Annotated in this window: 16 protein-coding genes; 4 read left to right on the forward strand and 12 right to left on the reverse strand. The window is 64.5% G+C overall.

Translation table 11 applies throughout. The features are described from left to right. Nucleotides 1–69 precede the first annotated feature (69 nt). On the reverse strand, nucleotides 70–648 hold the full coding sequence (locus IPG14_RS05170) for a TetR/AcrR family transcriptional regulator (protein WP_343384435.1): 579 nt from the start codon (nucleotides 646–648) through the stop codon (nucleotides 70–72). A gap of 108 nt (nucleotides 649–756) precedes the next feature. Between IPG14_RS05170 and IPG14_RS05175 the strand changes: the two genes are divergently transcribed. Then, nucleotides 757–1,125: a cupin domain-containing protein gene (locus tag IPG14_RS05175; protein ID WP_343384434.1), complete on the forward strand. Its 369-nt coding sequence runs from the start codon at nucleotides 757–759 to the stop codon at nucleotides 1,123–1,125. A 3-nt stretch (nucleotides 1,126–1,128) separates the two neighbouring features. Here IPG14_RS05175 and IPG14_RS05180 read toward each other — a convergent pair whose 3' ends face one another. After that, nucleotides 1,129–3,189 carry a thioredoxin domain-containing protein gene (locus tag IPG14_RS05180; RefSeq protein WP_343391105.1) on the reverse strand — a complete coding sequence of 687 codons (2,061 nt, stop codon included), beginning with the start codon at nucleotides 3,187–3,189 and terminating at the stop codon, nucleotides 1,129–1,131. 97 nt (nucleotides 3,190–3,286) lie between these two features. Here IPG14_RS05180 and IPG14_RS05185 point away from each other — a divergent pair, with 97 nt between their 5' ends. The 3 genes from IPG14_RS05185 to IPG14_RS05195 all read left to right on the forward strand — a co-directional run bounded on the left by IPG14_RS05185 (nucleotide 3,287) and on the right by IPG14_RS05195 (nucleotide 6,561). Next, nucleotides 3,287–4,750 carry a D-aminoacylase gene (locus IPG14_RS05185; protein ID WP_343391106.1) on the forward strand — a complete coding sequence of 488 codons (1,464 nt, stop codon included), beginning with the start codon at nucleotides 3,287–3,289 and terminating at the stop codon, nucleotides 4,748–4,750. Between the two features lie 100 nt (nucleotides 4,751–4,850). Then, nucleotides 4,851–5,756, forward strand: a complete 906-nt coding sequence (locus IPG14_RS05190; protein WP_343389558.1) for an LLM class flavin-dependent oxidoreductase — start codon at nucleotides 4,851–4,853, stop codon at nucleotides 5,754–5,756. A 37-nt stretch (nucleotides 5,757–5,793) separates the two neighbouring features. Further along, nucleotides 5,794–6,561, forward strand: a complete 768-nt coding sequence (locus IPG14_RS05195; protein WP_343384430.1) for a 3'(2'),5'-bisphosphate nucleotidase CysQ — start codon at nucleotides 5,794–5,796, stop codon at nucleotides 6,559–6,561. A gap of 85 nt (nucleotides 6,562–6,646) precedes the next feature. Here IPG14_RS05195 and tilS read toward each other — a convergent pair whose 3' ends face one another. Genes tilS through mce form a run of 10 tightly spaced genes read right to left on the reverse strand, consistent with a single transcriptional unit; the run spans nucleotide 6,647 to nucleotide 12,804 of the window. After that, nucleotides 6,647–8,107, reverse strand: coding sequence for a tRNA lysidine(34) synthetase TilS (gene tilS / locus IPG14_RS05200; protein ID WP_343391107.1), 1,461 nt, complete (start codon nucleotides 8,105–8,107; stop codon nucleotides 6,647–6,649). Beyond that, nucleotides 8,016–8,357 carry a septum formation initiator family protein gene (locus tag IPG14_RS05205; RefSeq protein WP_343384428.1) on the reverse strand — a complete coding sequence of 114 codons (342 nt, stop codon included), beginning with the start codon at nucleotides 8,355–8,357 and terminating at the stop codon, nucleotides 8,016–8,018. The genes tilS and IPG14_RS05205 overlap by 92 nt, the downstream gene beginning before the upstream one ends. A gap of 26 nt (nucleotides 8,358–8,383) precedes the next feature. Then, entirely contained in the window at nucleotides 8,384–9,001 is a 618-nt protein-coding gene (locus tag IPG14_RS05210) for a histidine phosphatase family protein (RefSeq protein WP_343384427.1), read from the reverse strand. Next, nucleotides 8,998–9,495, reverse strand: a complete 498-nt coding sequence (locus tag IPG14_RS05215; protein ID WP_343391108.1) for a GNAT family N-acetyltransferase — start codon at nucleotides 9,493–9,495, stop codon at nucleotides 8,998–9,000. The genes IPG14_RS05210 and IPG14_RS05215 overlap by 4 nt, the downstream gene beginning before the upstream one ends. Continuing rightward, the gene (locus tag IPG14_RS05220; RefSeq protein WP_343391109.1) at nucleotides 9,492–10,178 is read right to left on the reverse strand and encodes a TIGR03936 family radical SAM-associated protein; all 687 of its coding nucleotides are present in this window, start codon (nucleotides 10,176–10,178) and stop codon (nucleotides 9,492–9,494) included. The genes IPG14_RS05215 and IPG14_RS05220 overlap by 4 nt, the downstream gene beginning before the upstream one ends. A gap of 23 nt (nucleotides 10,179–10,201) precedes the next feature. Next, nucleotides 10,202–11,137 carry a methylmalonyl Co-A mutase-associated GTPase MeaB gene (meaB, locus tag IPG14_RS05225; RefSeq protein WP_343391110.1) on the reverse strand — a complete coding sequence of 312 codons (936 nt, stop codon included), beginning with the start codon at nucleotides 11,135–11,137 and terminating at the stop codon, nucleotides 10,202–10,204. 3 nt (nucleotides 11,138–11,140) lie between these two features. Beyond that, nucleotides 11,141–11,548 (reverse strand): cobalamin B12-binding domain-containing protein, encoded by a 408-nt coding sequence (locus IPG14_RS05230; protein ID WP_343384423.1) that lies wholly within the window; start codon nucleotides 11,546–11,548, stop codon nucleotides 11,141–11,143. Nucleotides 11,549–11,583: 35 nt separating this feature from the next. Next, entirely contained in the window at nucleotides 11,584–11,973 is a 390-nt protein-coding gene (locus tag IPG14_RS05235) for a VOC family protein (protein WP_343384422.1), read from the reverse strand. After that, nucleotides 11,970–12,386: a VOC family protein gene (locus IPG14_RS05240; protein ID WP_343384421.1), complete on the reverse strand. Its 417-nt coding sequence runs from the start codon at nucleotides 12,384–12,386 to the stop codon at nucleotides 11,970–11,972. The genes IPG14_RS05235 and IPG14_RS05240 overlap by 4 nt, the downstream gene beginning before the upstream one ends. A gap of 1 nt (nucleotide 12,387) precedes the next feature. Then, nucleotides 12,388–12,804, reverse strand: a complete 417-nt coding sequence (gene mce, locus IPG14_RS05245) for a methylmalonyl-CoA epimerase (protein ID WP_343384420.1) — start codon at nucleotides 12,802–12,804, stop codon at nucleotides 12,388–12,390. Nucleotides 12,805–12,835 lie beyond the last annotated feature (31 nt).

Below are 12,835 nucleotides of genomic sequence, written 5' to 3' on the forward strand. Positions count from 1 at the left end.
GCCGCCACCAGGCTTGTCGTAAGCGATGAGGACCCGGAACTCGTCCGCCGCTCGAATCCCGGAGGCACTTCACGCCTTCGTGAACTGCGCCAGCAACTGGTGCGCTGACTCTTCGAAACGGCCTGGATCCCCATACGAACGGGCAACGAGCATCGCGCCCTCGAGCGTACCCAGGAGCAGCCTCGCAGCCCCGAGGGCGCTTCCCTCGTATCGCAACGAGCCGGCTTCACGCCCCTGCTCAAGCACATTCGTCAGCCAGGCTTCGTTCAGGTCGAAGAACCGCCGGATCTCGTCCCCCATCGCCGGGGGCAGGGTCGTGACTTCCGCGGCCAGCATGCCGCACAGACAGAGGCGCTCTCCCGCGATGACGCCGGTGTACAGGCTGACGTAGCGCTCCAGCCTCTCCGGCGCGTCTGGCGCGCGAACACCGATCTCCGCCAGGGCCACTTCGAAAGTGTCGCTGTACCGCACGATGAGTTGCCGGCCAAGTTCCGCTTTCGTCCGGAAGTGATAGTGCAGGCTCGCTTTGGTAAGCCCTACGGCCTCCGAGATGTCGGCGTAGCTAAACCCGTTGAATCCCCTCGTCTGCGTTAGCGCCTCCGCGGCATCGAGGATCACCTTTGCCGTTGCACCCTTTTCCAGCTTCATGCTCGCAATCCTACCAAAACTGGATCGTTCATCTTGACAGGCTATCTACTAGTTGGTAGACACACGTCGGCATTCCACAGGAATGACCCTCACGCAGGAAGAAGTGACATGACCATCACATTGCAGGCAACTGAGCACAAGACCTTCGCGAAGCCCGAAGAAACCCGCGAGTTTCCTAACGGGCGCGCTGAAATCCTTCAGGTTGGCGGCGCGGCCATCGGCCGGCTGTCCTTCGAACCAGGTTGGCGTTGGTCCAACGATGTGAAGCCCCTTGCCGGGACTTCCAGCTGCGAAGCCCCCCACTTCCAGTACCACGTCAGCGGCCAGCTCGGCATTCGGATGGACGATGGCACCGAAATCGTCGCGGGACCCGGCGACATCACCTCGCTCCCGAGCGGCCACGACGCCTGGGTCATCGGCGATGAACCCGTCGTCACGATCGACTGGTACGGTGCAACCGATTACGCCCGCGCCTGACCGCTACCCAAGTAACGCCACGAGTTCCTCGGGTGTGCGTGCCGGCATGAGGCACATCATGTTCTCGCAAACGTAGGCGAGGGCTGCGTCCCCGCTCGGCTCGCGGCCCTCGAACATCGGCAGGCCATCCGCGTCGGCCGTCGGCGCGATGGCCGTCCACGGGAGGAACCGGGTAGCCGCGGCATCCTCGAATGCAACTCGCCGCTCGGGTGGCCCGACGATAACGAGTTCCCGGCCCGGTGTAGCCAGGAACTCGATCACCTGGAGGATCGTTCCGAACCCGGCGACGGCTCGTAACAGGTGGTCGGCGACCTGCCCCGCGACTTCCTCCGCCTGCAGCTCCCAGTCGTTTCTTCCGTAGTAGCGGCCCAACCAGAGCCCCAACAACGCGGCAGCTCCATTTCCGGATGGAGTCGCTGCATCGAAGAATGCTTTCTGCCGGAGCAGAAGGGGCTCGCTGTCAGCCGGCGTTTCGAAAAATCCCCCTCCTTCGACGTCCCGGAAGCGGCTGAGGACGGCTTCCCAGAGTTCCCTCGCCCACTCCAGGAGTGCCATGTCCCCGGTGAGCTTGAACAGCTCGACCAGTCCCAGGCCTACGAAGCAGTAGTCATCGAGCATGCCTTCGACTTTGGCCTGGCCAGCCTTCCACGTATGCGACAGGCGACCCTCCCGCCATGCGGACGAGCGAATGAAGGCCGCCAGTTCCGCTGCCGCGACCTGGTAGCGGACTTCCCCGAGGACCCGCCCGGCCTCGGCGAACGCGGCCATCGCCAGCCCGTTCCAGCTGGTGAGCACTTTGTCGTCGAGTGCGGGCGGAACCCGCTTCGCCCGCACGGCGAGCATCGCCTCGGCTGCTGCCTCCACGCGTTCGAGCACCGTCTCCGGCGGCACGGAGAAGCGCATCACGAGGTCTTCGAGGTTCGCCCGGGCACTTAGCACGTTGCGCCCGACGAGCTCGGGGTTGTGGGGGTCGCGGAAGTTGCCATCCCGGGTTACGCCGTACCATGCCAGTACCAGTTGCGCGTCGTCGCCCGCCACCTCGCGGATCTCTTCGGCGGTCCAGACGTAGTACTTGCCCTCAATTCCTTCGCTGTCCGCATCGAGTGCCGCGTAGAACCCGCCCTCATCGTCCCGCATCTCCTCCAGGAGAAAGTCGAGCGTCTCTCTCACGATGCGGGCAAAGCCCTCATCCTTCGTCACCTGGTACGCATTGAGATAGACGCGGGCGAGCTGGGCGTTGTCGTAGAGCATCTTCTCGAAGTGCGGGACCATCCATTCGCCGTCGACGCTGTACCGCGAAAACCCACCGCCCAGCTGGTCGTACATCCCTCCCGTTGCCATTGCGCGGAGGGTGTGTACCACCATGTCCAGGGCGGACTGGCCGACCTCGCTTTCCTTCTCGCGAGCGTGCACCGAGAGCAGGAAAGCGAGGTTCGACGGGCTCGGGAACTTGGGCGCAGCCCCAAAGCCGCCCCATTCCATGTCGAACGCTTCTCCAAAGAGCTCGACCGCGCGGCTCGCCGTCTGATGCGACGGCGCCTCGCCCGGCCCCGGCACGCGCTCAGCCGCCAGCTTCAAGTGGTGGGAAATCGTTTCCGCCGAACTCAATACCTCCTCGCGGGCCGACATCCACTTCTCGTGGAGGAAGCTCAGCAATCGCCCGAAGCCGGGCCGGCCGTGTCCGTCATCGGGCGGAAAGTAGGTGCCCGCGTAGAACGGCCTGCCTTCGGCGTCCATGAACACCGTCATCGGCCAGCCGCCGGACCCGGTGAGCGCCTGGACCGCCGTCATGTACACGCTGTCGACGTCAGGTCGTTCCTCTCGGTCCACCTTGATGTTGACGAAGTAGTCGTTCATGAGTGCCGCGGTGGTCCGGTCCTCGAACGATTCATGGGCCATCACGTGGCACCAGTGGCATGAGCTGTACCCGACCGAGAGCAGGATTGGCTTGTCTTCGGAGCGGGCCTTTTCGAACGCTTCGTCGCCCCACGGGTACCAGTCCACCGGGTTTCCGGCATGCTGGAGCAGGTAGGGGCTGGTCTCGTTGGCAAGGCGGTTCGGCATCGATCGAGCGTACAGGACGAGGCTCAATTCGTGGCATGAGCGCACCTTTCGTCAACGATAGCGTCCAATACTGGCTCCGCCGACGTAGAATCCCGCCATGCCCGCTGACCTCGTCATCCGCAACGCCCGCATCATCGACGGCTCCGGGGCCGCCGCCTTTCCCGCCGACGTCTCGATTTCAGGCGATCGGATCACCGCAGTCGGCACCGCCGGCGCGGGCGCCCGAGAGGTCGATGCAAAGGGCCAGGTCCTCTCGCCCGGCTTCGTCGATACCCATTCCCACGATGATGGGGCCTTCCTGCTTCACCCGGACATGGCTTTCAAGCTCGCACAGGGCGTCACCACCGACATCAGTGGTAACTGCGGCTTCAGCACCATTCCCAACGAGCCGGGCCGTGAGTACATGCCGGGCGATATCTCCGGGCCAGGCACCATGTGGCGCGACCTCGAAGGCTACTTCGAAGCCTGCCTCGCGCAGAAGCCGGCCATCAACAACGCGATGCTGGTCGGCCACAACCGCGTGCGTGCCCACGTCGTCGGACTGGAGAAAAGGCCTGCCACGGCGGCCGAAGTCGCTGAGATGTGCGGGCACATCGCGACGGCGATGGAACAGGGCGCCGTCGGCTTCTCCACCGGCTTGATCTACGAACCCGGCCGCTACAGCACGACCGACGAAGTGGTCGCCCTCGCAAAAGAGTGCCGCCCCTACACCGGCATCTATGCGACCCACATGCGCAACGAGGGCGACAAGCTCCTCGAGGCAGTCGACGAAGCACTCCACATTGCCCGCGAGGCCGCCATCCCCCTCCACATCTCGCACCACAAGTCCGCGGGCCGCCGGAACTGGGGCCGGGTGACGGACTCGCTGGCGAAGATCGATGCTGCCAACGCCGCCGGCATGGACGTCACACTCGACGTGTACCCCTACACCGCCGGCAGCGGTCCAATGTGGCAATACGTAAACCTCGACAGTATCGACACGGAATGGGCCGAAGGTGTCATGATCGCCAGTTGCCCGGACCACCGCGACTTCGAGGGCAGGATGGTCCCCGATATCGCCACCGAACAGGAATGGACGATCGACGAGACTGTCCGCGAAATCGTCACCAGCCCCCGCGGCCGCCAGGTAATCTGCATTCACTTCATCATCGACGAAGCGGACATCGAGACGAATCTGCGCCACCCGAAGATGCTCATCGGCTCCGACGGCATCCCTGAACTCAAGGGCAACCCGCACCCGCGCCTCTTTGGCACTATGCCAAGGGTTCTTGCTCGCTATGTCCGCGAACGCAACGTCCTCACGCTTGAAGACGCTGTCCGCCGGATGACGCACGCCTCCTGCCTCCGCTTCGGCCTTGTCGACCGCGGCCTCGTCCGTGAGGGCTATTACGCCGATCTCGTCCTCTTCGATCCGGGGGCCGTCAAGGACCTCGCAACCTACGAGCAGCCCAAGCAGGAACCGGCGGGGATCTCGATGGTCATCGTGAACGGCGAGGTCGCTTGCGAAAACGGGAGGCACACCGGCGTCGGGAGCGGGCGCATGCTTCGCTTCAAGCGTTGAGAGGGCCGGAGCCAGCGCTATCCGATCGGTGGCGCAACAGGCCGTAAGCATCCCACCCCGTATAGTCCGCCACTACTTCCCTCTTTTCGGAGCACCCACCATGCAGATGCCTGCTGTTTCCCTCGCCGCCGCGCCCGGACGGCGCAAGTGGACCGTCGAAATCGCCCAGAAACTCGAAGAAAAAGGCTTCCAGGGGATCTATTGCGCCAGCTTCGGCGACGGCATGGGCCTCTGCCTCTCCATGGCCCACGCGACCCGGACCATCAAGTTCGGCACATCGATCATGCCGATCTACTACCGCGTGCCGTTCGACCTCGCCCAATCCGCTGCCTACATCCACGAGATCAGCGATGGCCGCTTCTACCTGGGGATCGGTGTGAGCCATGAACCGGCACTTGTTCGCATGGGCGTGAAGGCGGGCAAACCACTGACGGACACGCGCAACTACGTGGCCGCGATGCGCGCGGCCGCCCAGCAAACAGGGCCTCTACCGCCCATCGTCCTGGCCACCCTCCGTACGAGGATGGTCGAACTCTCTACCGAAATCGCCGAAGGGGCGGTCTGGGCCAACGGTTCTCGCTCTCATATGGCCGATTCGCTCTCCCACATTCCGGCCACGAAGCGTGAAGGCGACTTCTTCATCGGCGACATGATCCCCACCTGCATCGACGACAACGACCCGGCGGCAGCGGCGAACGTCAGCAAGAGGACGCTCACGAGCTATCTAATGCTTCCGAATTACCGGAACTATTGGAAGGAAGCCGGTTATGTAGAGGAGATGGAGGCGATCGAATCCGCGCTCGAACGGCGCGACCGTGACGCCCTCCCCGGCCTTATGACCGATCGCTGGCTCGCCGATTCGACGCTCTTCGGCACCCGGAAGCATGTACTGGAAGGTCTCGAAGCCTGGTTCGCTGCCGGCGTAAAGACCCCCATCCTTGTCCCTTCCTCCACCAGCGGCGGCCAGGTGAAGGCCATGGACGAACTCTTCGCGGCCTTCGCCTGAACTGCGCGGTACCCCCGCCTGGACGACAATAGCCTCGGTGCTCGAACAGGAACTGAAGGTCGCGGTCGATGCTGCCCTCGAGGCGGGGGTAGAAGTCGCCCGGCTTCGGCGTGACGGTGTCCGTTACGGGCGCAAAGATGGCTGGGAGCTCGTCTCCGAAGCGGACATCCGCGCCGCCGAAATGCTGCACGCCGCTCTCACCGGAGCATTCCCGTCCGACGGTTGGTTGAGCGAAGAACACCGCGACACCTCCGAACGACTCGGCCGTGACCGCGTCTGGATCGTGGACCCGATCGATGGGACCAGGGAGTACCTCCAGGGCATCGACGAGTACGCCATCTCGATCGGCCTTGCCATCGGCGGCCTTCCGGTGCTCGGTGTCGTCCACAACCCCGCCACGGGCGAGCTTTTCGCCGCCGAGTGCCTCTCCGCCCCCGAAAGAGTGCCGACGGAATCCACCGGCCACTCCATCGAGGTGCTGGTGGGGCGCGGCGAACAACTACACGACGAACTCCCGCCCCTCCCCGAGGGGACGGAAACGCGCGGCGTCGGCAGCGTCGCATACCGGCTCGCGCTTCTTGCGAGCGGCCAGGGAAACGCCGCCCTCAGCGGTCACGGCCGCGCCGAGTGGGATGTCGCCGCGGGGATCGCGCTTTGTCGGGCGGCCGGACTCCGCGCATCCGATATCTTCGGCGAAGCGATGCCGTTCAACCAGGCGGATCCCTACGTCCGCGGCCTGCTCGTGGCGGAACCAGGGCTCCATAGCCGCCTGGCCACATTCTTCCGGCGCCTCCGCAGGGAGTGACCGGGCGCCACTATCAGAACACGTCGCATCGCGCCGCGTTCCACGGACGTTCTGGCTGGGCAACCGGGTCCGACCTCGTCGCCTTTTACCGCGGGACCGCGCTCAGGCGGATCCAGAGGTCTGGCTCGCCACCGTCCCGGACGAAGATGCGCTTCGCTGCGAAGAGAGCCACCACGCCGAGCGCATCCGAGATGGCAACCATCCCGGCACGTTCCCACACCGGCACCTTCTCGTTGATCAGCAGGTCGGAAACCTTGCGCTCTAGGCCGTGCCAGGTGATACGGTCGCCCGCTTCGGCTGGCCGGATGCGCAGCGTCCCCGAACAGACTTTGGAGTCGATGGCTGCCACGGGCGCGCTCGGTGTTGCCTCGATGGCGTCGGTACGCACCAGGGCCTGACCTGGCCCGGCGCGTGTAACGCCCGGGACATCCAGCACAGCGGGCGCGAACGGTGCAACCGTCTCAAGCGGCGGCCCAAGACGGACGAAGCCGCAAGAAGCCTCGACTTCGGTGTCTCCGAAGAGCACCGAACCCGAGCCGCTCGCCAGCACCTCTTGCAGGTTCCTCACTCGCGTTCGATTCGTCTCCGGGCTGAGATGGTGGAACGTGGCCTCTCGCTCGATGATGAGTCCCAGTGCTTCAGCCGGTACGCCATCGAACGCCGCGAGTGCGAACAGCGCGCCGATCGGTCCCCGCTCAATCGGCTGGACCTCGAACGACCGGCGCTCGATGGGCGCGAATGCCTCGCGCGCGCTCTCTCCGAGGCCTATCAGTGCTTCGGTCGCGGATGGGTTGAACCGCTCCAGCACCGGCAACAACTGCTTCCGCACCTGGTTCCGCGTGAAGCGTTCGTCTTCGTTCGAGGGGTCGATGAGCGGTGTAATTCCGTGTTCCGCGCAGATCGCTTCCGTTTCGCCCCGCGAGCATTCCAGGAGCGGCCGGATGAGCCGTTGTGCCTCAGAACCGGGAACTTCAGACACGGGCAGCATCCCCCGAATGCCGCGCACACCGCTTCCGCGGATAATGTGCATCAGGATGGTCTCTGCCTGGTCGTTGGCAGTGTGCCCCGTCGCGATGCAGTCCGCTCCCTGTTTCTCCGCAACGAAAGCGAGGAATTGGTAGCGCATCTCGCGCGCCGCGTCTTCCATGCCGCGCCGCATCTGCGCTGCCACGGCTGCCACATCGCCCTCACCGGTGATGCACTCGACACCCAGGCCGGCACACATCGTGCGGACGGCATCGAGGTCGTCCCCCGAATTCGCCCGAAGCTTGTGGTCGAAATGGCATGCCTCAACCGTGAATCCGCTGCTTCTCCCGAGCTCCCGCAGGATGACCAGGCACGCCATCGAGTCCGCGCCTCCCGAAACGGCGACCAACACCTTCCCAACGCGCCGAAACATCCGCTCCCGTTGGCTCAACGCGTGGACGCGCTTCAAGACGGACTCGGTGACGGCCCTACCTTGGGAAGAGCCGCTGCCACCAGGAGCCGCTCTGCTCCCTCCCTTGCTCGACCGGGGGGCTGCTGACGACAAAGACGGTCTCCCCATCGCGGGCGTATCCAAGCTGACGCCGCGCCTGCTGTTCCACGTACGCATCCGAGGCCACGTACGCGCGTACCGCTTCGAGGTACGCCTTCTCCTCTTCGAGTGCGCGCACGCGCTGTTCCGCCGCCGTGCGATCACTCTCGAGCTGGCTGTTGCGGTACCACCCGGTCGCAGCCGTATAGAGACCGTATCCCGCGACAGCGAAACACAGGACGATCAACAGGCGCGTGCGGGTGGTAGTGAGCGCTCCCATTCGCTTTGGGGAAAGCTACGTCTCCCTTATGCAAGGTTCAAGTTCGAGAGGTGGCACGAGTCATTTACGCTGTGCACACCAGCCCGGCCGTCGCGCACCCAGAGAGAAGTGACGGCCGCCAGTCCCATCTCGAACGAGCGAAAGCGAGCCGGCGAAAGCCCAAGCATCTCGCAGATAAGCACGCGAAGGGTGAAGTTGTGGCTCACGACGACCACATCCCCCACGGAACCCCTGAGCAGTTCCTGCGCCAACGGTTCGACTCGCCTCCCGAGGTCCTCGATGCTCTCGCCGCCGGGCATTCGCGCCTGCCAGCCGTCGTCGCTCGCCCACGTCTTCAGGAAATCGGGAAAGCGTCCCCGCATCTCTGCGAAACTCATTCCGTCAGTCTCGCCGATGTCGAGTTCCGTCAGCGATTCCATGACCTCGGGCTGGAGTTGATGTCTCGCAGCGACCAGTCCGGCCAACGTGAGCGCGCGTGTCAGTGGGCTCGAGAGAACCCGCGTGACCTTTACCGTGGCGAACCGCCCGGCCACGGCCTCCGCCTGCGCTAACCCACGCTCCGTCAGCGGGACGTCCTTGCGGCCCAGGCCCTGGCCGTCCCGGTTGAATGCCGTCTCGCCGTGGCGCACGAGGTACAGGGTCACGCGTCTTCCTCCGCGCCGCCGAGTGGGGCCCACAGGCGCTCGATGAAAGGCGAAAATCCGATGGAGCGCCAGAATCCGGCGGCAGCGTCATCCGCGCTCAGTACGGCCATCTCGAAGTGCGAGACGCCGTTCTGGGTCCGGGCCCAGCCAGTCACCTCCGCGAACAGGGCACGAGCGATCCCCTGGCGCCTGAAGCGCTCCTCCACCCACAGGTATCCGACCGTCGCATGTTCCGCCGGCAATCGGTCCGGGAGGTTGCGTTCGATGGTCCCGGCGATGAACCCCGCCAAAGACGTGTCGACTGCGGCCACGAATGCCGCCGATCGTGGCCGCGCCAGGACCTCCCGGAAGTCCACGATGAATTCGGATTCAGCCACTGGGGCGGGGATGACTCGCCGGTCGACCGTCGCGTTATGTTGCCTCAGGCCTTGCCAGAGCTCATAGAGGGCCGGTCCGTCACTTTCGGACGCCGGGCGAATGCGGTACCCGGTCACTGGTACTGTCCCACCCGCCGCCAAAGGTCTCGTGCCGGCGACGGTTCGTCGAGGACGATGCCAACCCGCGTTATCAGCGGCGGCGTCAGCTCCGGGAAAAGCGCGGTGACCAGGGCCTCTGGCCGTGCTGTCAGGTCCTGGTCCGCTCGCAGGCGCATCTCGAACTCCGTGCCGCCTTCGGTTGCCTTCGAGCGTAGCCAGCTGCAGGCGGCCCGCAGGTCGTACTCCCGCACGCGCTCTCCCCGTTCTTCGCGCCACGCGAGCGAGGCAAGCGCCGTGAATTGCTTCACCCGCGCCGCCGCCTCCTCTGGCGGCACAGGAAGCGAGAGCCGGTAGTCCGCCCAGAGCATCGATGCCTGCGGTGCCGGCGCCGTTGGCGCAATCTCCTCAGCCCGCACAACAGCCAGGTCTTCCGTCGTCTGCTCTCCCAGCCGCCGGACGAACTCCGGGACTTCGATGCGGTCGTCGAGGGTAACGTCCATCACCTCGCCTTCCGAAGAGAATCCCATCGGCAAGGGCGAACCGAAGGCGAGCTTCGGATGGGGCGTGAAGCCCTGGGAATAGGCCAGGGGGAGCTCGGCCCGGCGCAAGGCGCGTTCCCACGCGCGCAGCACATCCAGATGAGAGATGTAGCGGAGTCGTTCGCTCTTCCGAAACCAGACGCGGATGCGTTGGGTTGTCACACGCTGAATCGTACCATCCAGCGCTAAGCCAGCACGTTGCCCGCGAGCTCTTCCGCCGCGGTGTGAGGGTCCAACTCGCGCGCGGCGATCCGTTCGACAAGTGCCTGCAGGGCTTCCTCCGGGGTCGCCTGCCGGATCCGCTCCAGCAAGATCTGGCGCGCAATCGAGAGCACCTGGTGCCTGGCATCTTCTTCCCGGTGCTTCGACAGCAGTCCCGACGACTGGAGGTAAGCGTAGTGCTCGGCGACCGCATCGAGGAGCTCATCCAGCCCATCGCCCTTGGTGGCCGTTGTCTTCAGGATCGGGGGGCGTCGCGAACCGGCCGGAGAGAGGGCGAGTAAGGCCTGCAGCTGGCTCACGAGGATGTCGGCGCCGGGGTGGTCCGCCTTGTTCACCACGAGGATGTCGGCGATCTCGATTATCCCGGCCTTAAGCGCCTGGATGTCGTCTCCTGTGCCCGGGTTGTTCACGAGGATCGTGGTCATTGCCGTCCCGGCAATTTCGACTTCGTCCTGTCCCGCGCCGATCGTCTCGATCATCACGACATCGAATCCAAATGCGTCCATCACTGCGACCACGTCGGCGATGGTCGGCGCCAGGCCCCCAAGTGCCCCGCGTCCCGCCATGCTGCGGACGTAGACGCCCGGATCCAGTGCCAGGTCCTGCATGCGGATACGGTCGCCGAGAATCGCCCCTTTCGTGAAGGGACTGGACGGATCGACCGCAACAATCCCGACGGTCTTTTCACGCTTTCGGTAGGCGGCGGCGAGCGCGCCGGTCAGGGTGCTCTTCCCCGAACCGGCCCCACCGGTGATCCCGATGATGTGTGTCTTCCCCGAGTGGGGGAAAAGCAGGCGTAGGTACTCCCTGCCTTCCGGTGTCTCGTTCTCGACCCGGCTGATGATGCGCGCGAGAGCCCGGCGGTCCTTCTTCAAGAACCGCTCGACGAGGTCATCCACTGGTTACTTCTTCACGTTCTCGTAGACGAATTTCACGATGTCCTGGGTATTCGTACCCGGCCGGAACACCGCCTTGAAACCGAGACTGGTCAATGCTGCCGTGTCCTCTTCCGGGATGATTCCGCCGCAGAACAGGAGCACGTCGTCTACCCCGCGCTTCTTCAACTCATCCACGACTCGCGGGAAAAGCTCCAGGTGGGCGCCCGATAGGATGCTCAGGCCCACCACATCCACATCTTCCTGGAGTGCCGCTTCGGCGATCATCTCAGGCGTCTGGCGAATCCCCGTGTAGATGACTTCGCAACCACCGTCCCGCAGAGCCCGTGCGACGACCTTGGCGCCCCGGTCGTGGCCGTCGAGGCCGGGCTTGGCGATGAGTACGCGGATTTGTGCCGTTGCGGTAGTGCTCATGGGAACCTCGTTTGTGCTTGAAGTGTGTGGCGCCGTTACTTGCGTTGCACGAGTTGCAAATTGACGCCGTGTGCGGACTTGGCCGACACGAACGCTACGCCGTTGTTGGGTGACCCAACCCGTGCGCCAGTCCCGCGCAGGCGTTCGACGGCGGCATCAATGTCTTCGACCTCGATTGAGAGCATGAAGGTGCCTTCGCCGCGCTCCTTCGCGAACTGCGCGACCGGACCTTCATCGGCGACGGCCTGGATGAACTCCAGGTCACTCTCCCCCACCGGCATGAATGCGTTTCTTATGCCGAGGGCCGCGACATCCCCGCCGCGCGAAGCGTCCGCGGCGAACCCGAAATTCCGCGCATAGGTTGTCAGTGCGGCATCAAGGTCCTTAACGACAATCCCGACATGGTCGATGCGCTTCACCCTCATGCGGAAGCACCTTCGATCGGCAGCGCGTTGTACTGGATCATCGCAAACGGCACACCGCTGGTCCCGCCCTTGACGGTGGCGATTTTCGCCCCCGGCTGGACGGCCTTCGTGGGGTCTCCAACGGTGTAGCCCTTCGAGCGGAGGTCTGCTACCGCCGCGTCGATGTCCTCCACAGCGAGGACCATGCCCCAGAGCTTCGCTTTCACTTCTTCGTCCGGGTTCACCTGCGGCGGACCGGCGAACTCGAGCACCACTTCTTGCAGCTTCGCGAACGCGAGCTGAGCCGATGTCCCCGGACGGATCATCTTGCGCTTGATCTCGATCCCGAGGTTGTCTGCGAACGTCTGAGCGACTGCGCCGCTGTTGTTCGAGGAAATGACAATGTGGTCGATGTGTGTTGCGCCGATAGCCATTCTAGTGACCGTGCCCGTCTTTGACCGGCGTCGCGAACTCCACGAGCACGCCATGGTTCGACTTCGGGTGAAGGAAGCAGATCATGCCGGCAAGCCCGAGCCGCGGCTTCTGGTCGATCAGCTCAATTCCCTTCGCACGCGCCCCGTCGAGTTCTGCATCGACGTCGTCTGACTCGAAACAGATATGGTGCATGCCTTCGCCGCGCGTCGCCAGGAACTTCGCCACGCCCGTGTCCTCCCGGGTCGGTTCGAGAAGTTCGATTTCCGAGCCGCCGATTTCAAGCAACACGCCGCGAACTCCCTGGTCCTCGATCACCCGGTCAGCGGTGACCTTCAAACCGAGCGCATCGCGGTAAAACTTCATGGCCTCGTCGGCGTTGTGAACGACGACCCCGACATGGTGGATTTTCGTGAGCATGCTTTGCGTTTCTCCCTCGGCACGGCAGGGC

This window comes from Candidatus Amarobacter glycogenicus, from assembly GCF_016704105.1.
Taxonomy (GTDB): domain Bacteria; phylum Chloroflexota; class Dehalococcoidia; order Tepidiformales; family Tepidiformaceae; genus Amarobacter; species Amarobacter glycogenicus.